The organism is Devosia sp. MC521, from assembly GCF_014127105.1.
In the GTDB taxonomy this organism is placed as follows: Bacteria; Pseudomonadota; Alphaproteobacteria; order Rhizobiales; family Devosiaceae; genus Devosia.
The window spans coordinates 845,230-867,989 of sequence record NZ_CP059902.1 but is presented as its reverse complement, the minus strand read 5'-3'; the positions used below and the strand labels follow the sequence as shown (position 1 = coordinate 867,989).

22 protein-coding genes are annotated in these 22,760 nt (G+C 57.3%); 9 read left to right on the top strand and 13 right to left on the bottom strand.

Features of this window, described 5'->3' with window-relative positions:
• Positions 1 to 11: 11 nt before the first annotated feature.
• The 4 genes from H4N61_RS04125 to H4N61_RS04110 all read right to left on the bottom strand — a co-directional run bounded on the left by H4N61_RS04125 (position 12) and on the right by H4N61_RS04110 (position 3,700).
• Entirely contained in the window at positions 12 to 500 is a 489-nt protein-coding gene (locus H4N61_RS04125; protein WP_169194715.1) for a GFA family protein, read from the bottom strand.
• Positions 487 to 870 carry a VOC family protein gene (locus H4N61_RS04120; protein ID WP_169194714.1) on the bottom strand — a complete coding sequence of 128 codons (384 nt, stop codon included), beginning with the start codon at positions 868 to 870 and terminating at the stop codon, positions 487 to 489. The genes H4N61_RS04125 and H4N61_RS04120 overlap by 14 nt, the downstream gene beginning before the upstream one ends.
• Positions 871 to 943: 73 nt before the next feature.
• On the bottom strand, positions 944 to 2,383 hold the full coding sequence (cysS, locus tag H4N61_RS04115; RefSeq protein WP_182395091.1) for a cysteine--tRNA ligase: 1,440 nt from the start codon (positions 2,381 to 2,383) through the stop codon (positions 944 to 946).
• Between the two features lie 309 nt (positions 2,384 to 2,692).
• The gene (locus tag H4N61_RS04110) at positions 2,693 to 3,700 is read right to left on the bottom strand and encodes a fumarylacetoacetate hydrolase family protein (RefSeq protein WP_182395089.1); all 1,008 of its coding nucleotides are present in this window, start codon (positions 3,698 to 3,700) and stop codon (positions 2,693 to 2,695) included.
• A 140-nt stretch (positions 3,701 to 3,840) separates the two neighbouring features.
• On the opposite strand from H4N61_RS04110, the gene H4N61_RS04105 reads away from it, so the two are divergent.
• Positions 3,841 to 4,977, top strand: coding sequence for a DUF2865 domain-containing protein (locus tag H4N61_RS04105; RefSeq protein ID WP_182395082.1), 1,137 nt, complete (start codon positions 3,841 to 3,843; stop codon positions 4,975 to 4,977).
• Here H4N61_RS04105 and gltX read toward each other — a convergent pair.
• The 6 genes from gltX to rpiA all read right to left on the bottom strand — a co-directional run bounded on the left by gltX (position 4,922) and on the right by rpiA (position 12,235).
• Entirely contained in the window at positions 4,922 to 6,250 is a 1,329-nt protein-coding gene (gene gltX / locus H4N61_RS04100) for a glutamate--tRNA ligase (protein WP_182395081.1), read from the bottom strand. The two genes, H4N61_RS04105 and gltX, sit on opposite strands and share 56 nt — an antisense overlap.
• Positions 6,247 to 7,914 carry an NAD+ synthase gene (locus tag H4N61_RS04095; RefSeq protein WP_182395079.1) on the bottom strand — a complete coding sequence of 556 codons (1,668 nt, stop codon included), beginning with the start codon at positions 7,912 to 7,914 and terminating at the stop codon, positions 6,247 to 6,249. The genes gltX and H4N61_RS04095 overlap by 4 nt, the downstream gene beginning before the upstream one ends.
• A 132-nt stretch (positions 7,915 to 8,046) precedes the next feature.
• Positions 8,047 to 9,426, bottom strand: coding sequence for a 3-deoxy-7-phosphoheptulonate synthase class II (locus H4N61_RS04090; RefSeq protein ID WP_169194818.1), 1,380 nt, complete (start codon positions 9,424 to 9,426; stop codon positions 8,047 to 8,049).
• A gap of 80 nt (positions 9,427 to 9,506) precedes the next feature.
• Positions 9,507 to 10,883: a glutathione-disulfide reductase gene (gene gor / locus H4N61_RS04085; RefSeq protein ID WP_182395078.1), complete on the bottom strand. Its 1,377-nt coding sequence runs from the start codon at positions 10,881 to 10,883 to the stop codon at positions 9,507 to 9,509.
• A 108-nt stretch (positions 10,884 to 10,991) separates the two neighbouring features.
• Positions 10,992 to 11,516 (bottom strand): DUF2059 domain-containing protein, encoded by a 525-nt coding sequence (locus tag H4N61_RS04080; protein ID WP_182395076.1) that lies wholly within the window; start codon positions 11,514 to 11,516, stop codon positions 10,992 to 10,994.
• Positions 11,517 to 11,536: 20 nt separating this feature from the next.
• Complete coding sequence (rpiA, locus tag H4N61_RS04075) at positions 11,537 to 12,235, bottom strand: ribose-5-phosphate isomerase RpiA (protein WP_182395074.1); 699 nt, start codon at positions 12,233 to 12,235, stop codon at positions 11,537 to 11,539.
• Between the two features lie 249 nt (positions 12,236 to 12,484).
• Here rpiA and H4N61_RS04070 point away from each other — a divergent pair, with 249 nt between their 5' ends.
• Positions 12,485 to 13,075: a L,D-transpeptidase gene (locus H4N61_RS04070; RefSeq protein WP_169194705.1), complete on the top strand. Its 591-nt coding sequence runs from the start codon at positions 12,485 to 12,487 to the stop codon at positions 13,073 to 13,075.
• 92 nt (positions 13,076 to 13,167) lie between these two features.
• A complete protein-coding gene (gene moaA / locus H4N61_RS04065) occupies positions 13,168 to 14,181 on the top strand; it encodes a GTP 3',8-cyclase MoaA (protein WP_182395072.1) in 1,014 nt (337 codons plus the stop codon).
• Positions 14,182 to 14,207: 26 nt separating this feature from the next.
• On the opposite strand, the gene H4N61_RS04060 is transcribed toward moaA, so the two are convergent.
• Positions 14,208 to 14,693, bottom strand: coding sequence for an Lrp/AsnC family transcriptional regulator (locus H4N61_RS04060; RefSeq protein ID WP_169194703.1), 486 nt, complete (start codon positions 14,691 to 14,693; stop codon positions 14,208 to 14,210).
• A 280-nt stretch (positions 14,694 to 14,973) separates the two neighbouring features.
• Between H4N61_RS04060 and H4N61_RS04055 the strand changes: the two genes are divergently transcribed.
• Both H4N61_RS04055 and H4N61_RS04050 read left to right on the top strand, forming a co-directional pair.
• Complete coding sequence (locus H4N61_RS04055) at positions 14,974 to 16,500, top strand: HAMP domain-containing sensor histidine kinase (RefSeq protein ID WP_248305916.1); 1,527 nt, start codon at positions 14,974 to 14,976, stop codon at positions 16,498 to 16,500.
• 72 nt (positions 16,501 to 16,572) lie between these two features.
• A complete protein-coding gene (locus H4N61_RS04050; protein ID WP_182395070.1) occupies positions 16,573 to 17,241 on the top strand; it encodes a DUF6683 family protein in 669 nt (222 codons plus the stop codon).
• Here the strand turns inward: H4N61_RS04050 and cobT are convergent.
• Positions 17,238 to 18,260, bottom strand: coding sequence for a nicotinate-nucleotide--dimethylbenzimidazole phosphoribosyltransferase (cobT, locus tag H4N61_RS04045; RefSeq protein WP_182395069.1), 1,023 nt, complete (start codon positions 18,258 to 18,260; stop codon positions 17,238 to 17,240). The genes H4N61_RS04050 and cobT overlap by 4 nt on opposite strands.
• Before the next feature lie 65 nt (positions 18,261 to 18,325).
• On the opposite strand from cobT, the gene H4N61_RS04040 reads away from it, so the two are divergent.
• Complete coding sequence (locus H4N61_RS04040; RefSeq protein ID WP_169194700.1) at positions 18,326 to 19,144, top strand: adenosylcobinamide-GDP ribazoletransferase; 819 nt, start codon at positions 18,326 to 18,328, stop codon at positions 19,142 to 19,144.
• 66 nt (positions 19,145 to 19,210) lie between these two features.
• On the top strand, positions 19,211 to 19,897 hold the full coding sequence (locus tag H4N61_RS04035) for a TIGR02281 family clan AA aspartic protease (RefSeq protein WP_182395067.1): 687 nt from the start codon (positions 19,211 to 19,213) through the stop codon (positions 19,895 to 19,897).
• Here the strand turns inward: H4N61_RS04035 and dusA are convergent.
• A complete protein-coding gene (gene dusA, locus H4N61_RS04030; RefSeq protein ID WP_182395065.1) occupies positions 19,894 to 20,898 on the bottom strand; it encodes a tRNA dihydrouridine(20/20a) synthase DusA in 1,005 nt (334 codons plus the stop codon). The genes H4N61_RS04035 and dusA overlap by 4 nt on opposite strands.
• Before the next feature lie 315 nt (positions 20,899 to 21,213).
• Here dusA and H4N61_RS04025 point away from each other — a divergent pair, with 315 nt between their 5' ends.
• On the top strand, positions 21,214 to 21,396 hold the full coding sequence (locus tag H4N61_RS04025) for a hypothetical protein (RefSeq protein ID WP_182395064.1): 183 nt from the start codon (positions 21,214 to 21,216) through the stop codon (positions 21,394 to 21,396).
• Positions 21,397 to 21,623: 227 nt separating this feature from the next.
• The gene (locus H4N61_RS04020; protein WP_182395063.1) at positions 21,624 to 22,094 is read left to right on the top strand and encodes a hypothetical protein; all 471 of its coding nucleotides are present in this window, start codon (positions 21,624 to 21,626) and stop codon (positions 22,092 to 22,094) included.
• Positions 22,095 to 22,760: the final 666 nt, after the last annotated feature.

Genomic DNA, 22,760 nt, shown 5'->3' with positions numbered 1-22,760 from the left:
CTAACTGAGTTTTATTGTTCTTGCGGCCAGACGGCCGTGTCGTGGTCAGGGTGTTGGTGGTTGCTGAGCCGGATCTCTTCGACGGTCTCCAACTCCTCGGCAGAGTATGGCCCTATATCAGGCAAATGGCCGAGCTGATTGGCCCAGGACAGTCGGGATTCCGTGCCGTGTTGATCTTTGGGTGGAAAGGCTTCCGGCGTATCGAGCGAGCCGATGGAAACACTCATCCATTCGCCGTCACTGTATTTGAAGCTGAGCGGCGTACCGCAGGCATTGCAGAAGCCGCGCTCGACCAGATCGGACGACCGGAACAGGGTAATCGTTCCGCGCGTGACTTCGAAGTTGCGAACATGTTCGCCAACAAGCGGCGCATAGAAGCCGCCGAACGCCTTCTGGCACATTCGACAATGGCAGATATGTGCGCCACGAGGGCGCACATTGAAGCGATACCGGACAGCGCCGCACTGGCAGCCGCCACTGAACGTCTCACTCTGGGGCATGAATGACCGCCTCTATGTTGTTTCCATCCGGATCGATGACGAAAGCGCCGTAGTAGTGCTGGTGGTACTGGGGGCGTGGGCCGGGCGCACCATTGTCCTGTGCACCAACCGCCATTGCCGCAGCGTAAAACGCGTCCACAGCGGCGCGATTTTCCGCCGTGATCGCATAATGACGACCGGTTCCGGGATTTGGGTGTTCGGTCAGCCAAAAATCAGGCTTAGTCTTGCCATAACCACCGACCTTGACGCCGCCGGTGTATTCCAGCGGCACCTCAGCCAGCATGGTGATGCCTAAAGGCGCAAAGGCAGCATCGTAGAAGGCCTTTGAACGGGCCCAATCCGAAACGAGTATGCCGATGTGGTCGATCATTTTTCTCTCCTAGAATGATGTACCAAGGCTTTAGGCGTTTACCGTGACAAGTTATGTCAGTAGCTCCAATGGATTAGCGTTTAAGCTCCCACTTGGTGGTGCGCTGACCATTTTCATCCTTACCATCAAGAAGCGCGATCCCCTGTGCCGCGAGTTCATTGCGGATTGCATCGGCCTCAGCGAAGTTTTTGGCGTTGAGAGCAGCGAGACGGGCGGCGACCTTCTCATCAACACTGTACCCTTTCGAGTTCACATAAACTTCGTAAACGTCCTCTGTTACGCCAGTATCGATAAACTGGCGCAGGTCATGAAAACCAAGATAGGACAGTGTGGAGATCAGGCTACCTGCGGCGCCGGGTTCATTTTTTTTGGCTTTACCAGCCAAACTTTCGAGTGCAACTCGCGCTTTAGAGAAGTTCAGGTCGTCTCGCAACGCTTCCATCACCTGTTCATCTGGGTGCGAATGGTCCGTTCCCTGTTCGGCGGCTATGGCCCACTTGACGAGCAGGCCCTCTGCTTCTTCAAGGCGCTTTAGCGTAAAGTCGATTGGCTCACGATAATGGGTCATAAGCATCGCGAGGCGCAGGACTTCGCCCGGCCATGTGCGGCCGCCGAAATCCGTGGTTTCGAGAAGCTGCTGGATGGTGAAGAAGTTGCCCAAGGATTTGGACATCTTCTGGCCTTCCACTTGAAGGAAGCCATTGTGCATCCAGACGTTGGCCATGGCGTGCGAACCATGAGCGCAACGGGACTGAGCGATTTCGTTTTCGTGGTGAGGGAAGATCAAGTCGAGCCCACCGCCGTGAATGTCAAAGGTCTTGCCGAGATACCGCTCGGACATGGCCGAGCACTCAATATGCCAACCCGGACGACCACGGCCCCATGGGCTATCCCAGCCCGGTTCTTCAGCCGACGATTGCTTCCAGAGCACGAAGTCAGCCGGATTGCGCTTGTGGCTTTCGACGGCAATGCGCGCGCCGGCGAGATTATCCTCAAGGCTGCGGCCCGAAAGCTGGCCATAATCGTCCATGCTATCGACAGCAAAAAGCACTTCGCCATTGGTTTCGTAGGCATGGTCGCGTTCGATCAGCGTCGCAATCAAGCGCTGCATTTCTTCAATATTATCGGTGGCGCGCGGCTGAACGGTCGGCTCCATGCAGCCGAGAGCGGCGACGTCCTTCTGGTACTGTGCAGCCGTCGTTTCGGTGACTTTTCGGATCGCCTCGTTGAGCGGCAGATCGGGGTGATCACGCAGCGCGCGAGCGTTGATCTTGTCGTCAACGTCGGTGAGGTTACGAACGTAGGTCACGTGTTCAGCGCCATAGGTATAGCGCAGCACGCGGAACAGCAGATCGAAGACGATAGCCGCACGACCATTACCGATATGGGCAAAGTCATAAACCGTCGGCCCGCACGCATACATGCGGACGTTGTTGGCATCCATAGGCTCAAACGGCGCTTTCGAGCGCGTGAGCGTATTGTAGAAATTCAACTTCGGCTTTGCCGTGCTCATGGATGGGTCCTGTAGGCCAGACGTTTTGATGCCCTGGCGGGAGCCTCTATCCATTGCGCACTATCAGGATGAAGAAGACTGCTCCGCCAACGCTTGGTTAGCAGCTAATAATGCAGGTGATAGTCGTGCACAGAGTCTTCATGGCGGGACATTGGCCGCGCCCTTGCAGAAAAGCAAGTGAAAACAAAAAATGGGCGACCCCACGGGGCCGCCCTATCGCTTTGGAGGCGAATAATCTGGCAGCGCCGCTGCCTTTACAGACACTCTACACCGACGCCACATTGCACCAAGGCGTACACGGGAATGTGATCACGCCCCGGCGACACGAACCGTTTGATTGATATCACCAAAAACGGACTGCCCCGCTTCGTTGATGGCAGCGATGCGAACCCTATCACCGCTCTTCAGGAAGGGCGTGCGCGCGCCTCCGAATTTGGCCTTTTCGGCGGTCCGAGCTTCGGCGATGCAGGCAAAGCCAATGCCGTTTTGCTTGATCGGCAAAGTCTCGTCATGGGCATTGGAAACGGTGCCACTCCCGATGATTGTGCCAGCAGCGAGAGAGCGCGTTCTTGCAGCCTCGACAATAAGATCGGCAAAATCAAAGTGGACGCCAACCCCTGCATTGGGCTGCCCGTAGAGCGTGTCGTTGACCTCGATTTTTACCGGCAAGTGCAGGCGGTTTTCACGCCAGAGAGCCCCTAATGCATCGGGTGTCGCCACCACTGGAGCAAAGCTCGTGGACGGTTTGGCATGGAAGAAACCGAAGCCATTTTGGAGGTCATCAACGACCAGTTTGCGCAGTGAAACGTCGTTGCAAACGGTGATGAGCCGAATGGCGGCAGTGGCCGTTTCTTTGTCAGCGCCCATCGGCACTGCGCCGATGATTACCGCAACTTCCGCTTCGAAATCGGTCGCGAGGTCATCAGAGGGGACCAAAATCGGATCCGTCGGGGCAGAAAGCGAATCAGAACCGCCCTGATAGAGCAGCGGACGGACCGACTGCAGCTCTTCGTCCTTGCTTCCCTTCAGCGACCGGACGCGTTCGAGATGGCTCATATAGCCTGACCCATCAATCCACTGATAGGCGCGCGGCAGGGGCGCTAAAACCTGTGCGGAGGCCAAGGGCTGGCCCGCGATCTGGTTGGCTTCGAGCTGGGCCGAAAGGGCCGCAAGAGAAGGCTTGGCACTGTCCCAGTCATCTAGCGCAGATTGCAGCGTTGCTGCGATGCGTCCCGCCGAAACATATCGCGACAGGTCATTCGATACGACGACCAATTGTCCATCAGGGCGGCCGGTGCGCAGCGTTGCCAGTTTCATCCTAGGTATAACTCCAAAGCTTTGCGTCACAGCATAGAGGTAACAATCCCTCGCGCCGGGCGTATAATGTTGCGAGGAGCCCTAGCGATGTCTTAAGGACTCCAAGGTCGCTTAGGTTGCGACTCGTCAAGGGATATTACGTGACCAAAATCTCGACCGGTCTTCGTTCCGTCTTTCTTTTCGCTCTGGCCGCGATCATGCTCGTGCTGGACGTGAATACCGCCTACGCGCAAGCCGCCCAATGTGCGCAGCTGCAGAACGCGCTGGCGCAGTTCAACAGCAATGGCGACTTCCAGAGATTTGGCAATAATCCCAATGTTCTGCGCCAATTGCAGCGTCAGGTGCAGGATGCGGAAAGCCGCTATATCCGTCGCGGTTGCAATGACGACGCGCGTGCGGGTCGGCAGCTGAACCAGGAATGCCAAGGCATCGCCCGCGATGTGCTTAAGGCCCGCGAAGACTTGGCCAATGCCTCCCAAGGCATGCAGAATGCCACCGCAGTAGCCCAACAGCGTGAAGCGATCTTGCAGGAAATGGCCCGCTTTGGCTGTGCAGCGAACACCGGCATGTCCGGCGACCGTCAAAGCATTTTTGATCGTATTTTCGGGTCCTCCTCAGAGCAGGACTTTACCAATGGCGATTTTGTCGAAGGCGGCTGGGGCAATTCTGGCTACAACACCGTTCGTACGCTCTGCGTGCGTCTGACGGATGGCTACTTCTGGCCAATCAGCTATTCGACCTTGCCGGACTATCTGACCAATGACGCGCAGGCGTGTCAGCAGATGTGTCCCAATACGCCGGTTGATTTGTTCTATTACAACAACCCCGGCGAAGAACCCGAGCAGATGCGTAACACTGGCGGCGTCGCATACATCGCAATGCCCTATGCCTTCGCCTATCGCGAAAAGTTCGATAATGCCTCGAGCTGCAAAGCCGCTCCGTCCATTGCAGGTGCGGTTAAGGTCGCCAGCACAGACGCTGGTCAGCAGGTTGAAATGATGGAAATCAACGGGATGACTTTCCCGATGCCACGCCGGGACCCGCGTGGCGTTGCGCCCGTTCAGGCAGCAGTTCAGCCCGAAATGCTTGCAGTTCAGGCTGTCGCTATGGTCGACGTCCCCCTGCCCCGCCCACGACCATCTGGCCCGGGAGAGATTGCCCGTCGACCCGAAGCCCCTGCACCGCAGGAACTCCGGATCGTCAATTTTGATGGGAAGGCCGTTAGGGTAGTCGGGCCAGACACTCCGTACGCCCAAGCAGGACGATCAGGCTCTTAAGTTCTGGGCCGTCATGACGGCCAGTTAGCGCCATGCGCAGGGGCAAGAACAGTCCTTTGCCCTTGCGACCGGTCGATGCCTTGAGCGCGTCGGTCCAAGTCCCCCAAGTGGTCAGATCCCAAGGCTCTGGTGGCAATGCCGCCTTTGCAAGCACGAGGAATTCGCGATCTTCGTCGGCAACGACGGGCGTGATCGGGCCGGTGAGGAGCTTATTCCACTCGACGATATCGCCGAATTTGTTGAGGTTTTCACGCAGCAGGTTCCAACCTGCCTCACCCTCAACACCAAGCGCTGACAGGCGATCAGCGGCCTTGTCGTAGGGCATGGCGTGCAAGAGGCGCGCGTTGACCGCGGCGAATTCTGCCGGATCAAACCGAGCCGAACCGTGTGAGATCATCGAGAGTTCGAGCTTTTCGGCGATAGCGTCGAGGCTATCGAAGGCTTCGACCGAAACGCTCGTTCCGGTGAGCGTTGCCATGATCGCAACAGCCAGAGGCTCAAAACCTTCTTCGCGGTAATCGGCAATCGACTGCGAGCCAAGGCGCTTGGAGAAGCCCTGCCCCTGAGCATCGGTGAGCAGATTGTGGTGACCGAAAATCGGCGTCGGACCACCCAGAGCTTCAAAGATTTCGATCTGCGTTCCGGTGTTGGATACGTGGTCTTCGCCACGGATCACATGGGTAATGGCGAGGTCGATATCGTCGACAACAGATGGCAAAGTATAAAGATAGCTGCCGTCAGCGCGGATGAGGACGGGATCGGACATAGAGGCGGTATTGACCGTCTGCTTGCCCTTGATCAGGTCTTCGAAAATGACGGGCTTGCCATCGAGTTTGAAGCGCCAATGTGGCTTACGGCCTTCGGCTTCGAGACGGGCCTTGTCTTCGTCCGAGAGGTCGAGCGCGGCACGATCATAGATCGGAGGCTTGCCCAGAAGGCGAGCGCGTGCACGCTTACGATCAAGCTCTTCTTCCGTTTCGTAGCATGGGTAGAGACGCCCGGCAGCGATGAGCTTGTCACGCGCTGCATCGTAAAGCGCAGTGCGCTCTGATTGGCGGACCAGCAAATCTGGCTTAACGCCGAGCCAGTCGAGGTCAACCTCGATGCCGTCGGCGAACTCACGCGTCGAGCGGGCCAAATCTGTGTCGTCCATGCGCAGCACATATTTGCCACCATGACGACGTGCAAAGAACCAGTTCAGCAGTGCAGGACGCGCATTGCCGAGGTGGATACGACCTGTGGGGGACGGCGCCCAGCGAACAGTTACGCTCATCCGACGATCAAATCCTTATAGCCATTGGTGATTGGGTACTTTCTGCCAAGGCCAAATGCCTTAGCGCTCAGTTTAGGGCCCGGAGGGGCCTGTCGCCGCTTGTATTCTGCAATATTTACGAGGCGCTGCATCCGCAGCACCATTTCGCTATCGAAACCGTCAGAGACGATCTCCGCAACCGATTTCTCATCATCCACAAGTGCAGTGAGCACGGCGTCGAGAACTGGGTAAGGCGGGAGAGAGTCTTGGTCCTTCTGGTCCGGGCGCAGCTCGGCGCTCGGGGCCTTGTCGATGATGTTCTGCGGAATGACCATGCCGGATGGTCCAAGGCAATCGCCCGGCACATTGGCATTGCGCCATGCCGCGAGGCGATAAACTTCCATCTTGAACATGTCCTTGAGCGGATTATAGCCGCCGTTCATGTCGCCATAGATGGTGGCGTAGCCAACAGCCATCTCGCTTTTATTGCCTGTGGTGAGCAGCATGCTGCCCAGCTTATTGCTGACCGCCATGAGCACCACGCCGCGCATACGCGACTGGATGTTTTCTTCGGTGAGGTCTGCAGGACGCGTCCCGAAGACGGGCTGGAGTTCGACCAGGGCCTGATCAACGGGATTGCCGATGGAAACAACGTCGTAGCGTACGCCCAAAAGCTCTGCGCATTCGCGCGCATCTTTGATGCTGGCTTCGGAGGTATATCGGTATGGCAGCATGATGCAGTGAACGTTCTCAGGGCCCAGAGCATCAACCGCCATGGCCGCAACAACAGCACTGTCTATGCCGCCGGAAAGGCCGAGAACGACATTTTTAAAGCCGTTCTTTTTGACGTAGTCGCGCAAGCCCAGGACGCAGGCGCGCCAAGGGGCTTCATCAGTCGATGTCAGCTCTTCAATCTTGCCATTGGTGCAGGTCCAACCTGCCTCACTACGAGCCCAGTCCGAAACGATAAAGTCGGTTTCAAAAGACTTGCCCTGGAAGACGAGCTTATTGCCCGGCTCCATGCCAAAGGAGGCACCGTCATAAACCAGCTCATCCTGCCCGCCGATCTGATTGAGATAGAGCAACGGGATTTGATCTTCCTCGGTGCGGGCGCGAACGAGGTTTTTGCGCACGTGCTGCTTGTTGCGCCAATAGGGCGAACCATTCGGGCAGAGCAGGATTTCCGCGCCCATTTCAGTGAGCTGCGCGCAGACGGCTTCGTGCCAGATGTCCTCACAGATCGGAATGCCAACAGTGACACCCTTGATCGTCACCGGTTCTGGAAGAGCGCCCGCTGTGAAGTAGCGCTTCTCAAAGAACACATCTGAATTGGGCAGTTCATGCTTGGTGCGGATGGCGGTGATCTCGCCATTCTCGGCAACGATGACAGCGTTATGGAGACCCAAGCTATCCTGCCAGATCGTCGGCAAGATAATGACTACGTCTGTCCTATCCGTCGCTTTGACGAGCTCTTTTGCCGTGGCTACCGCGTCAGCGATAAATTTGGGTTTGAACAGGAGGTCGTCGGGGAAATAGCCGGTCAGGAACAGCTCGGGGAACATGAGAATGTCCGCCTGAGCGCTGACAGCATCGGCGAGAGCCTGACGACCGAGCGCGAGGTTGCCGACGAGGTCACCGACCTTGGGATTGAGCTGTGCGAGGGCGATGCGAAGCTGATCGGTCACGTGGTTGAGCCTGTTCGAAGGGCAGAAACCCGGAGTCCGCCGGGCTAGGTGGCGAGACTTAGCCCCTCACTGATTGAAGGGCAAGCCAGCGCGAAACGGATAACATTCCGCGCTGGTTGCGAATGTATGGCCTTATTCGGCCGCCGGAGCGACTTCACGCACTGGCTTCTGAGCGTGAATTTCTTCAGCCACCAAGAATGCCAGCTCAAGTGCCTGAGCACCGTTGAGGCGTGGGTCGCAATAGGTGTGATAACGATCCGACAGAGACTGCTCAGTGACCGCCGACATACCGCCGACGCATTCAGTGACATCGTCGCCGGTCATTTCGATGTGCACACCGCCTGCGTAAGTGCCCATCTCGCGGTGAACGGAGAAGAACTCCTTCACTTCTGTAAGGACGCTATCGAATGGACGGGTCTTGTAGCCAGTGGAGGCCTTGATGGTGTTGCCATGCATCGGATCGCAGCACCAGACAACGGTGCGACCGGCCTTCTGGACGGTCTCGATCAAGCGCGGCAGGTGATCACGAACCTTGTCTGCACCGAAGCGCGAAATGAGGGTGATACGACCCGCTTCGTCAGTTGGGTTGAGACGATCGAGAAGACGCAGGAGATCGTCGTTCGAAAGGCTCGGGCCACACTTGACGCCGATTGGGTTGTGAATACCGGCAAAGTACTCAACGTGCGCATCGTCTGGATTACGCGTGCGATCGCCGATCCAGAGCATATGGCCCGAAGTGGCGTAGAAGTTTTTGGAGATACTATCGCGACGGGTCAGCGCTTCTTCATAGCCCAAGAGCAGCGCTTCGTGGCTGGTGTAGAAAGACGTCTGCTTCAGCGCAGGGGTGTTTTCTGGGTTGAGCCCGAGTGCACCCATGAAAGTGATCGCGTCGTCGATCTTCTTGGCAACTTCTTCAAAGCGGGCGTTCGAATTCGAGCCCTTCATGAAGTCCATGGTCCACTCATGGATGCGGGTCAGTTCGGCATAACCGCCGCTCGAGAAGGCGCGCAGCAGGTTGAGCGTTGCGGCAGACTGGCGGTAGGCCATCAGCATACGAGCCGGATCTGGAACGCGCGAGCCTTCGTTGAAGGCGATGTCATTGATGATGTCGCCGCGATAGCTCGGCAGCTCGACGCCATCGATCACCTCGGTATCGGCAGAACGAGGCTTGGCAAACTGCCCTGCCACGCGGCCAATTTTGACGACCGGCTTAGAGCCACCATGAGTGAGCACCACCGCCATCTGCAGGAAGACGCGGAAGAAGTCACGAATGTGATCCGCACCGTGTTCTGCAAAGCTTTCGGCGCAGTCGCCGCCCTGAAGCAAGAAGGCCTCACCGCGCGCAACAGCCGCAAGACGGGACTTAAGCTCGCGGGCTTCACCAGCAAAGACTAATGGAGGGAAGCTGGCGAGCTGACGCTCCGCATCTGCCAAGGCAGCCATATCAGGGTAAGCAGGCACCTGCTTAACAGGCTTCTGGCGCCAAGAGCTCGGGGTCCAGTCGGTCATTATTCGTCTCGCTTGAGGCAGGCAGGCGGAAGTGTTGCGCTCGGCTCTAGCAAGACCGAGGGCTGGTGCCAAGTTTAAACGCGTTAGACCTTGGTGCCATTTCGATAGGAATAGCTCGGTGACTTGAACGTCACGAGTTCTTCGGCTGCGCTTGGATGCAGAGCAATTGTCCGATCTAGGTCCTTCTTGGTCGCGCCCATGCCAACGGCAATGGCGACCATCTGGATCATTTCGCCCGAACTTGGGCCGAGCAGATGCACACCCAAGACCTTGCCTTCGTCTTTTTCGGTGATCAGCTTGATCACCACGCGCTCCTGCCGATCAGAGAGCGTATTCGCCATGGGGCGGAAGCGAGCGAGGTAAACGTCGACATCGCCTGATTGAGCGACGGCTTCGTCTTCAGTCAGGCCAACAGTCCCGATCTCCGGCTCCGAGAACACAGCGGTCGGGATCAGGGAATGATCGACCGTCAGCGGATTGTTGTTGAACAGTGTTTCAGCGAAGTACCACCCTTCGCGAATAGCCACTGGGGTCAATTGCGCGCGACCGGTGACATCGCCAACTGCATATACGGAAGGGACGTTCGTCTTCGAAAACGCATCGACGACAATGTTCTTCTGGCCGTCAAGAACGACGCCTGCGGTTTCAAGCCCAAGGCCATCAGTATTGGGTGTTCGACCTGTGGCGAACATAACTTGGCTATAGCTGGCGCTGTCGCCAGACTTGAAGGTGACAGTGACGCCGTCTGCACTTTTGGCCAGACCTGCAACACCGTCATTATAGCGCAGCGCGATGCCACGCGCCTTAAGGCCAAACTCGAGCCCGTCGCTCATGTCCTTGTCGAAAGTGCGCAGCAGCCTATCGCGGCGATAGACGAGTGTCGTGTCCACACCTAGGCCCGCGAAGATGGTGGCGAACTCAACGGCGATGTAACCGCCGCCCTCGATGAGGATCGACTTAGGCAGTTCAGGCAGATCAAAGGCTTCGTTGGAAGAAATGCCCAGTTCCCTGCCGGGAACGTCGGGAATGAACGGGGTCGCGCCTGTAGCGACGAGAATGTACTTAGTCGTCAGCTCGCGGTCGCCCTTGAGCAGCTTTACGCTGTTTGGACCGGTAACAACGGCGCGGTCGCGAATGATTTCGGCACCCGGCTTGGCCAAATTGGTTGCGTAGGCGATTTCAAGACGGGTGATCTCTTTTTCCTTGGCAGCGACAAGGGTCGGCCAATCAAAGCTTGCATCCACTTGCCAGCCAAAACTCTCGGCGAGCTCAAACTCGTCGCGGAAGCGCGAGGCATAAACATAGAGCTTTTTGGGAACGCAGCCACGGATCACGCATGTGCCGCCGACCCGGAATTCCTCAACGACCGCGACTTTGGCACCGTAGGTCGCCGCCATACGCGCCGCGCGAACTCCGCCAGAACCTGCACCAATAACAATCAGGTCGTAATCAAAGCTCATCGCGGCACCTAAGTTTCATCGCCAATACGCGCTGTATATGGGGCAAAAGCTTAGGCAAAAAAAGACCCCGCACTGGGCGGGGTCAATCAGATTATTTTTGATCACGCCTTAGAGCGTGATGCCCTTGTCACGCAGACCCGCGCGAACCTTGGCAAAGAATTCGACGCGCAGGTTGTTTTCGTAAACCTGAAGAATGCGCTGGAGGTCCATGTTCACTTCCGAATTCGCCGCTGCCAGCTTCTGGCCAACCGCGGAATCGTAGAAGTTCACGATTTGCTGCAACTCATCGGTGGTGAAACGCAGAGCGTAAACACGTGCGAACTGATCGAGCAGATCACCCTTACGGCCGTTGTATTCCTTGATAACGTCGCCGATGACTTCATCGAGCTGCGCTTCAATTTCAGGGTTCTGCGTCAACAGCTGAGCCATGCTGTCGATACCAACCGTAACAACGGTGGTTTCGAAAACCGCAGCACGGTCCGTCAGATCAACATACTTACGAGCCAGCGCCAGCTGCTCTGGAGCAACTTCCTGCGCAAAGGTCAGGGCGCTAAACGCAAGCGCGCCTGCTGCCACTGCCGCAAATGCGGCGACTCGTGCGCCACGCATCCAATTACGGTTCACAAAGGTCATCAGGCCCGGTCCACCCTCAATCAATTACCTGTTTCAATCACCACTACGCCATCTGGCGTCGCGACATAAGCCTTGCGGCACATATTCAGGAAAAGTCCGTGTTGGACAACACCCGGAATGTTCAGCAGGTCGTTCGAAAGCACTTCTGGCTGCGAAATACGGCCAAAAAAAGCGTCAAGGATCAAGTGTCCACCGTCAGTGACAAAGACTTGTCCTTTATCTTCGCCACGCAACTTGAGGCCGCCCTCCGCTCCGTGAGCTTTAAGAACCTCTTCGACAGAGTGGCGCGTCGCGCCCAAGCCAAAGCGGTTGACCTCAATAGGCAAAGGAAAACGGCCGAGCATTTCGACGCGCTTGGTGCCATCGGCGATAACAATCATCGCGTCTGAGGCAGCGGCCACAATCTTTTCACGCAGCAGCGCGCCGCCACCACCCTTGATGAGATTGAGGTGTTCATCGAGTTCATCGGCACCGTCAACAGTCAGATCAAGGCGATCCAAAGTATCGAGATCTGACAAAGGGATATTCAGGCTTTTGGCTTGTGCGGCAGTGACTTCAGAAGTCGGCACACAGATCACGTCCAGACCGTCTGCAACACGCTGGCCCAACAGATCAACGAAGTGCTTGGCGGTCGAGCCGGTGCCCAATCCCAGCCGCATGCCGGACTTTACGTCCGCAACAGCCATTTCCGCCGCTTTACGCTTGAGGTCTTCGCTCATGCCAAAATCCTTCTATCCGATGGCCCGCGATGTGGCAGGACCCAGTGTTCGCGTCAACCAAACCTTCGTCGCGTATGCGCGCCGACCAGGAGCAATTGTAACCGACTAGCAACACAATAACCGTATGATGCGTCGCGGAAAGCCGCCAATGGCCTGCATTATCTTTTCTAGTGCCCTTGGTCGCAGTAAGTACACAAGTTGTCGCGACATAGGTACTGAGTCGCACAGTCAATAAGGCCAAGTGGACGCATGAGCATTACAAAAATAGCACTGGCGTTCGGTCTGTCGATCCTGCTGGCGATCAGCACGGTCCTACCGAGCTCCGCCGCACGCTGGTACAACCCAGATACAAATCAGTTTGAAGAACGTGTCGCGACACCGGGTGGCCGCGGCGGCAGCCCAATTAAGAAGCAAGTGGTTGATTACGAAACCAACCAGAAGCCCGGCACGATCGTGATCGAAACCGGTGAACGCCGCCTGTATCTCGTCTTAGAAGACGGTAAGGCGATGAAGTATGGTATCGGCGTTGGCCGCGACGGTTTCACTTGGAGTGGCGCGCACCGAGTAACCCGCAAGGCAGAATGGCCCACTTGGACGCCGCCGCCAGCAATGCGCAAGCGCGTCCCAGACCTGCCAGCATTCATGCCAGGCGGCCCTGATAACCCGATGGGCGCACGCGCGCTCTACATCGGCTCGACGCTCTACCGCGTCCACGGCACGTCTGAGCCTTGGTCGATTGGACAAGCCGTTTCATCCGGTTGTATTCGTCTGACCAATGACGACGTTATCGACCTTTATGATCGTGTTCAGGTTGGCGCACGCATCGTCGTCAATCACTGATTGACGCCAAATAGATTTTGAAGGGTCGCTTCGGCGGCCCTTTTTGTTTTCTACGCTTTCCGTCGCATCATTCGGCAATTAGATTGGGCGACATGAATGCATCTATCGCACCATCACGACCGCTCATTGACCGCTATGGTCGACAGATCAGCTATCTGCGCATTTCGGTGACAGATCGCTGTGATTTCCGCTGCGTCTATTGCATGGCCGAAGAGATGACCTTCCTGCCCAAAAAGGAAGTGCTCAGCTTTGAAGAAATCGAAGCGATTGCAGGGGCGTTTATCGCACGCGGTACGACCAAAATTCGCCTGACCGGCGGGGAGCCTTTGGTCCGGCGTGATATCATGGATTTGGTGCGCAGCCTCGGAAGCCATATCGGCGAGGGGCTCGAAGAACTCACACTGACGACGAATGGTAGCCAGCTGGCGAAATATGCCGAAGACCTGAAGGCCGCCGGTGTTGAGCGGATCAATGTGTCTCTCGACACGCTGGACGAACAGCGATTCCGGGAGATCACTCGGCGCGGACGGATCGGTGACGTCTTCCAAGGCATTGACGCTGCATTAGCTTCTGGCCTCAAACTCAAAATCAACATGGTTGCCATGCGTGGTGTCAATGACGATGAGATTGGCGCCATGATGGCTTGGGCCCATGGTAAGGGCATGGGCCTCACACTGATCGAAGGCATGCCGCTCGGCGAGGTGGGGCTTGATCGCGTAGATAGCTACCTGCCCCTGCGCGAGCTCCACGATCAGCTAAAGCAGCGGTATACGCTCACGCGTCTGGATAAGCGCACAGGCGGCCCTGCCCGCTATGTGCATGTGGCCGAGACCGACGGCATTATGGGTTTCATCACACCGATGAGCCATAATTTTTGCGAGAGCTGCAATCGGGTCCGTCTAACGGCTACAGGCCAGCTGTTCTTGTGCCTTGGTCAAGAGGACCAAGTCAATCTACGTGATGCGTTGCGTGATGGCGGCCTCGAAGGGCTTGAAACCGCCATGGACCAAGCGATGCTCATAAAGCCCAAGGGCCATGATTTCGTGATTGATCGTGCGCGACCAAAGCCAGCGCTGGGGCGTCATATGAGCGTGACCGGGGGCTAGTCGCCCCCAATCGCTACCCGCAAAGCCTATTTGTCGTCGTCAACAACGATGGCGAAATCGAGCGGCAAAGCCGTCGTGTATTTGATCTGCCCCATCGCGAAGGCCGAGCTGACGTCGGTCAGGTTAATTTTGCTAATGAGGCGCTTATAGAATGTGTCATAGGCACCAATGTCTGGCACCACCACGCGCATCAAATAATCGACCTCGCCGCTCATGCGATAGAATTCTACGACTTCTGGAAATTCATCAATCACACCAGCGAATTTGCGCATCCAAGCATCGTTGTGCTCGTTTGTTTTGACCGAGACAAATACGGTAACGCCAACATTGACCTTGCCCGGATCGAGGACAGCAACACGACGCTGAATAACGCCGTCTTCTTCCATTTTTTGAATGCGGCGCCAGCATGGAGTGGTCGACAACCCGACTTTACGCCCAATCTCGGCGACCGGCATCGTCGCGTCTTTTTGTAGAATGGTGAGTATTTTACGGTCAATCTTGTCGAGCGCCATTCTGCTCCCCCAGAAATCAGATTCCACTACAGGGCCGAACCAACCGGCCAACTGGCCCCTCTGAGTGCCACATCGGCGAATTTTGCGCAATAAAATTGCGCACGACAACGTGTTCGAACGTCTCAGGAGAATATTAACCAGTTTCTAGCCGCGCACCGCCGGTCGGATATGCCCAATGCGGTGGGATAGATAAACGCCTCGTTAACCACGAGACGCCTAATGTCCCACAAAGATGGTGCGAGCGCGTAATTGCTCGCTGTTGTGTAACGAGTAAGAGTCCATGGCGTCCATGCCGGCTTATATTGCCGATGACCGTTTGCGTTCGGCGCGCGACGGCAAGCGCATCGCCCAAAAAACGGTGTTGGAAGCACGTCAACGATTGACGTCCAGTTCTGGCACGCGCGCTGATTTCGATTATGAATTGATGCGGGACTACGCCAACGCCCGCCTCGGCGCAGCGCTGCCCATGGCAGCAATCATTATCATTCTCGCCGTCGTTGCCAGCTTCTGGGTCCCGTTGACCATTACGGGCCTATGGGCCGGGGTCGTTATTGCCAGCTTGCTCGTGGTCGTGCTGATGGCGCGCCGCTTCTTGTCGGTGCCCCCAAACCGTTTCAACGCTGCCCGCTGGACCACTAACTTCGCTATCGCTGAAACCATCGGCGGCATGGCCCTCGCCTTGCTTGCAGTCTTCCCGATGCTGGAAGCACAAGCAGGCTTGACGCCGGTTCTGTTTGCCATGGTGCTGGTGACCATCGCCAGCAATGCCATAGCCACGCACACACTGCCCATTGCAACGCTCGCAAGCACCCTGCCCGTAACAATCTCCGCATCAGCTGTGATGATGCTGGCTGGCGGCACATTGAACTTCACCCTGTCGGCCGTGGCCATCTGTGGCGAAGTGTTTTTCCTCTACCTCGCTCGTCAGCTTCACGCTTCCGAACTTGAGACGATCGCGCACCAGGCCGAAAAGGATGCGCTGATCGCTGAGTTGGAAGAAGCGCGCAACATGTCGGACGAAGCGCGCCGCCACGCTGAGCAGGCCAACATTGCCAAGAGCCAGTTTCTGGCAACAATGAGCCATGAGTTGCGCACGCCACTGAACGCGATCATCGGCTTCTCCGAAGTACTCAAATCCGAGCTATTGGGCGCACACCAAGTTGCGCAGTATCGCGAGTATGCGACCGATATTCACGCCAGTGGCCAGCATTTGCTGAACCTTATCAATGAGCTGCTTGACCTCAGCCGCATTGAGGCGGGCAAATACGAGCTCAACGAAGAAGCCGTATCGCTGATCGACATTTCGGAAGATTGCCGCCGCATGATGGAACTGCGCGCGCGCTCACGCGGGATCGAATTGGCCTATAATTTTGGCGACAACTTGCCAAAACTCTGGGGTGACGAACGCGCCATCCGCCAAGTTGTGCTCAACCTTTTGTCCAACGCCATCAAGTTCACTCCCCAAAATGGCAAGGTGGTTTTGGTCGTGCAGCGCAGCGCAGACGGCGGACAAATGATCTCGGTTAAGGACAATGGTCCGGGCATCCCAGAAAACGAAATCGAGACCGTTCTGTCGTCATTCGGTCAGGGCTCTCTGGCACAGAAGACGGCCGAACAAGGCGCTGGGCTGGGCCTGCCGATCGTTCAGAAGATCATGGACCTGCACCAAGGTCGTTTTGATCTCTTCTCCAAGCTACGCTTTGGCACAGAGGTCATTGCGACTTTCCCGCGCCAGCGCGTGATGGATGCCGTTGCGCCAGTTGTTGAACGCCACGACCGCCTCGAGATTTATTCCGCAGCGGGATAAGCTTTCACATCGCCTGACATAGGATCGACATTTTCGACGCGGATAGCGACTATGTCCGCGTCGGAGGATTTTATGCGAATTTTAGCGTCTCTACTGTTTTTCGGTTTCAGCCTGACTGTTGGCATTGCGCAAGAAGCCCCTGCCACTGCACCGATGGCGCCAACCGAAGAGGTTGAAGACGAGACGTTCGACACCTCGTACCATTTTTCTCCCACAACCTCGGCGCGCATTGAGCGCGAGTTCCTTGAAGAAATCCGCTGGTCGGCAGGCGTGGAAGCGCGCGACAATCTGCGAGAGGCTTTTGAGAAAAACTCGGCTCTGGACACTTGGCAGGAGCTCGTGGCCAAGGATGGGCTGGAGCTGGGAAATGTCGCGGATGCGCTGACGTCGTATTGGATTCTCAACTGGATCACGGCGAACGGCGCTTACTCGACCAAGGTCGACAATTCCGCCGTTCAGACGCAGCTCCGCGCTGCGTTTTCGATCGATCCTGCCTTCGCCCAGCTGAGCGACCAGCAAAAGCAGATCATGGCCGAAACTTACATCCGGCACTTTCTGGTGGAACACGCGGCCCTCAATGCCGCCGTGAAGGCAAAGGACATCACCGCGCTCGAAATGCTTGCTGCAGCTTCAGTTATGCGCTTCCGCAATGATATGAGCGTTGACCTTTTGGCCCTTGAACCGGGGCCAAAAGGTTTTGATTTTAGGCCGCTGCCAGATGAAACCTCGGCAGAGAACTAGGCCTGCTTGTTCGAGACCGAGGCCGATTCAAAGGTTGCCATATTGTTGTGAAGGTGCAGCGCGGTCTTGGCCATGACGGCTGCGAGTGCGGCACCCGTGCCTTCACCAAGACGCATACCAAGATCGAGCAAGCCAACCTGCCCCAGGTTTTCCAAGACGCGCGCGTGGGCGGTTTCGGCCGAAACATGCGCAAAGAGGCAGTGATTGATCGCGGCTGGGTTGATCGCGTGGGCGATAGCAGCGGCGGCCGTGGCCACATACCCATCAATAACAACAGGAACTTTCTGGTGGCGGGCCGCGAGCAAGGCGCCGAGCATGGCTGCGATCTCACGCCCCCCGAGGCGTGCGAGAATCTCAAGCGGGTGCTCCAGATTTCCGGCATGGAAGGCCAAAGCACGATCGACTGCATCGGCCTTGCGGGCGAGGCCCGCATCGTCAACGCCAGTGCCCCGACCAACCCAGTCTGCACCTTTACCACCATAAAGCGCTGCGTAAATGGCTGCGGCGATTGTGGTATTTCCGATGCCCATTTCACCCAAGCAGATCAGATCCGGCTTACCGGCGACGGCTTCCATGCCATAGGCGATGGTTGCGGCGCACATCTGATCGTCGAGGGCGGGCTCCTTGGTGATATCGCCTGTCGGCAGCTCAAGGGCGAGTTCAAAGACGCGCAGATTGATCTCGTGCAGGCCGCAAATCTGCGAAATCGCAGCACCACCATTGGTGAAATTCTGGACCATTTGGGCGGTCACTTCACGCGGATAAGGCGACACGCCCTGATCCGTAACCCCATGATTTCCCGCGAAGATCGTGACCATTGGGTTGTCGAGGCGCGGCTTGGAACGGTGCTGCCAACGCGCGAGAAACTCGACCAATTCTTCCAGACGCCCGAGCGAGCCGACGGGCTTTGTGAGCGCTGCGTCGCGCTGGCGCACTGCCGCGACCGCGGCATCATCGCCATCGGGTACTGCAATCAACAGTTCAATGATGTCGGCAAATGCGGGATTGAGAGCGGGCATGGTAGGTCCGGCGCAATATGTTAGAGAAGCGCGGGTCTTGTTGCCCATATCGGAGCTGAATGCAATTGACCGATTTGCCGAAAGAACCGGGCGAAACGCACGCTAAGAGCAATGCCCTCACCCGGTTTTGGGCGGATATTGTGATGACGCTGCGATTCTTTTCGCGGCTACCGACCGGGTCTTCGCCGCATGAAGTTCCCGACTTGGGGCGGATCGCACGGGCCCTGCCCTTTGCCTCTATCATCATCGGCATTTTCCCAATTGCTGTTTTAGTGCTTGGAGTTAGCGCGGGTCTTCCGACAGCTTTTGCGGCGACATTGGCGGTTGCGGCGATGATCATTGTCGGCGGCGGGATGATGGAAGACGCTATCGCCGATGCGGCTGATGGGCTGTTTGGCGGCTATACGCCCGAGCGGCGCTTGGAGATTTTCAAGGACAGTCGGCACGGCACTTATGGGGTGGCGGCGCTGTGTCTGTTTCTCGTTTTGCGTGTCACCGCCCTCACCGCAATGGCTGAACAGAGCGCGATTATGGGGGCCATTTTGTGGCTTTGTGCCAGCACTTATGGGCGCGTGGCGGGGCTTTGGATGGCACATGCCCTGCCTCCAGCGCGTTCTGACGGCGTCGCGGCCACAGCCGGTATTCTCTCGGCGCGCGACTTCTGGATTGGCATCGCGCTGACGACAGTTTTGTTCTGCATCGGCTGCGGATTTTACGTGGGCCCGATTGGCACTCTGGTCGCAATGGCAGGCATCGGGCTCCTGAGCTTTGGCTGGACCAAATGGTGCATGCGGCTCGTGAAGGGGCAAACGGGCGACCTTTTGGGCGCAGCTGGCGCGCTGGGTGAGATCGTCGGGATCACTCTTTTACTTCTCTTCATTTAACGCCTTTAAAATGTCGGCAGTGCGCGCCTAAATGGACTGCGTGCGACGGTGCGGAGCGAAACGAGAATGCTGTTTATTGGCCTAGCCCTGGTGATCGCGGTTGGCATTGCGCTGTTGATCAGCGCCGATGCGGGCACGCTGATCGGCCTGAGCCAAATGCAGACGGCCCAGCTGGTGCCGCTGGTGATTATTTTGATCATAGTGGCGGGTGGCATGTCTGCCCGCCGGTTCCGTGCGGCTGAACTGGTCGGCGGTGTGATTGGGTGGGTCGGCATTTTCGCCATCGTCATCGTCACCTACACCTATCGCGATGAGATTTTTAATGTCGCCCAGCGAGTCGCGGGCGAACTCCAGCCCGGCGTGGCGCTTGTCGATGCGCAAGGCGGCACGGCAACGTTCCGCCGTGGCATGAACGGGCACTTTGAAGTGCGCACGAACGTGAACGGCCACGAAACGCCAATGGTGTTCGACACGGGCGCATCGACTGTGGTGCTGACCGTACCGGATGCGGAAGCAGCGGGGATTAGAACCGAGGATTTGCGCTATATCGTGCCGGTCTCCACCGCCAATGGGCAAGGCCTCGCCGCACGGGTGCGGCTAAGCTCGATCAGCGTTGGCGGCATTGAGCGGCGCAATATTACGGCGCTGGTGACGCGCGAAGGCGTTTTGGAAACCAGCCTTTTGGGCATGACCTTCCTTGAAACGCTCAGCCGCTATTCGGTGACGCAGAATTCGCTCGAAATCGCCGATTAGGCGATTTCTTCAACAGCGCGGTCTTCGACCACGGCCACTGCGCGCGCAAATACTTCCGGTCCCGCGCCTGCCTTGCAGGCATCGACACTCATGATTTGCCGGAACTGACGCGCGCCCGGACGGCCATTGGCGAGGCCCAGCATGTGGCGGGCGATATTGTTCAGCCGCGTGCCCTTGGCCAATTCGCCTTCGGCATAATCGGCCATAGAAGCCATGATTTGCGTGAAATCGGGCACGGCGCGGGTGTCGTCGAAGAGACGCGCCTCCACCTCGGCCATCAGCATGGGATTGTGATAGGCGGCGCGGCCCACCATCACCCCATCCATATGCTGCATATGCTCGTCGATCTGCTCAAACGTTTCGATGCCGCCATTGATCAGCATCTGCACATGCGGCAGGCGCTGCTTCAGGCGATAAACGCGGGCATATTCGAGCGGCGGAATGGTGCGGTTTTCTTTCGGCGACAGGCCTTTTAGCCAGGCCTTGCGGGCGTGGACATAAAGCGCGTCCACTTCGGCTTCGACCATTTTGTCGGCGAAGCGATCCAAGCTCTCTTCAATGTCCTGATCATCAATGCCGATGCGGCATTTGACGGTAACGGGGAGCGAAGTTGCGTCGCGCATGGCCTTCACACAGTCAGCCACGAGATCAGGCTCGGCCATGAGGCAGGCGCCAAAGCGGCCGGACTGGACGCGATCTGACGGGCAACCGACATTGAGATTGATCTCGTTATAGCCAAAAGTTTCGGCGATTTTGCACGCCGTGGCGAGATCGACGGGATCGGACCCACCCAATTGCAAGGCGACGGGCTGTTCAACCGGATCAAACCGCAGGTGCCGCTCCGCATCGCCATGCACCACAGCACCCGTTGTCACCATTTCGGTGAACAGCAGGGAATGGTGCGTCAGCAGCCGATGGAGCACGCGGCAGTGCCGGTCGGTCCAATCGAGCATAGGGGCGACGGAGAACCGTCGGGAGCGTTTTAGGGTCTGAATGTCCATGCGTATTCTATCTGCACCACGTCGAGGGATCGTGGCCCGGCACTAAACTTTTGCCGTCTGTACCATGGAGAGGGCGATAGGGCCACTCAAAGGGATGTGGGGGCGATAGGGCTGTCCGCAACTTCACAGCGGACGGGTATCGCCCCCGAATGCGCCGTTTGGGATCGACGGAAACGGGGTGGGAAGGGGACTGGCAGCTTTGGAACCAGATAAGCGCGAAGCGGCTACGGAAGTGTAAGCCATTAACCAGCAGGGGCCGTCGTGCTTGCTCGTTGGTTCTGACCTGTTAGCGTGGCGAGTAGCAAGGGGTGGGTGATGGCAGAGTTTCGGCATGCTTTGATCACGGCTACAGCGTGTTTTATACTTCTGTTTGCCGCAGGAATGAGTGCCATGGGCGAGGGCATTTTCAATGTGTCAGTGCTCGCAGTTATGGCAGTTATTTCAGTGCTGGCGGCAGTTGCCGACATCTTCATCCGCCGAAAAATGGCATTACACTAAAATAGCGCACGTGCTTGTTGTGTCCGCTTTGAAGCGGTCACATCAACCTTTTGAACGTCAGCAGTGGGCTCGGTATCGGTCGTAATGTCCTCATCCGCTCCCCAAAGCTTCGGAAACGATCGCCGCCGTATGCGCCGTGTGGGATCGACGGAAACGGGTGTGGGCTGCGGACAGGCAGCTTATATGCACAATGATGGCTAAGTTGACGCATGCATAAGGGCGGTAGATTGAATTGGCACAATGTCGTTCGGTTAATCTTGCTTGCCCTAGTTGTGCTCGGCGTCGTCTCCTTCTGCACGCTTGATTTTGGTTATTGGGAAAGCAGCGCAGAATATGAGCCCGATGGATTGACCGTCACGGTTGGTCGAAGTGGAGGCTCCCGAACCCTTAAGCTGGTCGATCGGCAAGGAGCGCTTGTCGAAGTAAGCCTACTCACTGAGTGGGGACCAGATTTGCGGACCAATCTATACCGAACAGAAGATAGAAAGCTGGGAATCATCGACTTCGCAGGTGCATGGAAAGTTTTACAGGCACCACTCCGGCTGGAGCGGACCAAACCGTCGGACCATTGGGACTACGTCGGCACCTTTATGCGCGATGGCTACGCACCGGCGTCACAAGCAAAGGAGTGCATGGACATATTGCTTGATGAGCCGCCGCCACCCGACCGAAGCGAAATGTATCGCAGGCGATGCTAAAGATGTGAGCACATGCTTAGGTGTCTGCTTTGGGAGGAGTGATGACGCGGCGCAAATGAACGCAATGTGGGAGGGGAAGGTTTGGTGCCTTCAATGGTCTTGCGACGGTCGCGCCAAGTGCAGAGCCCTCGGGTCAAGCCCGAGGGTGACGGCTGGTCGCGGGGGATGCTGGTGGCTGGAGCGAAGCGCTCGGAAGGGTGAAGTTTGATGGGCAAGGGCTGCGGACGCCTTTGTTGACCGCGACATTGGCCACACACTCTCGGCGTCATCCTCGGGCTTGTCCCGGGGATCCAGTGCGATCGTGGTTCCGACTGGATTGCCGGGACAGGGCCGGCAATGACGGGGTGGAGAGTTCGGAGCGTCAGTAACGGAGGCCCCCGCTTTCGCGGGGGTACGAGGTGGATAGTGTTGGCTTGAAGTGTAGCGCCATCAGGTCAGGCCCGAGGGTGACAGCTGGTGGCTGGAGCCAAGCGCTCGGAAGGGTGAAGTTTGATGGGCAAGGGCTGCGGACGCCTTTGTTGACCGCGACACTGGCCACACACTTTCTGCGTCACCCTCGGCCTTGAGCCGAGGGGGCTGTGCTTGCTGATACGAGAGTTTGGTGAGTGGTGGGCTCCACTCGGCGTCATCCTCGGGCTTGTCCCGGGGATCCAGTGCGATCGTGGT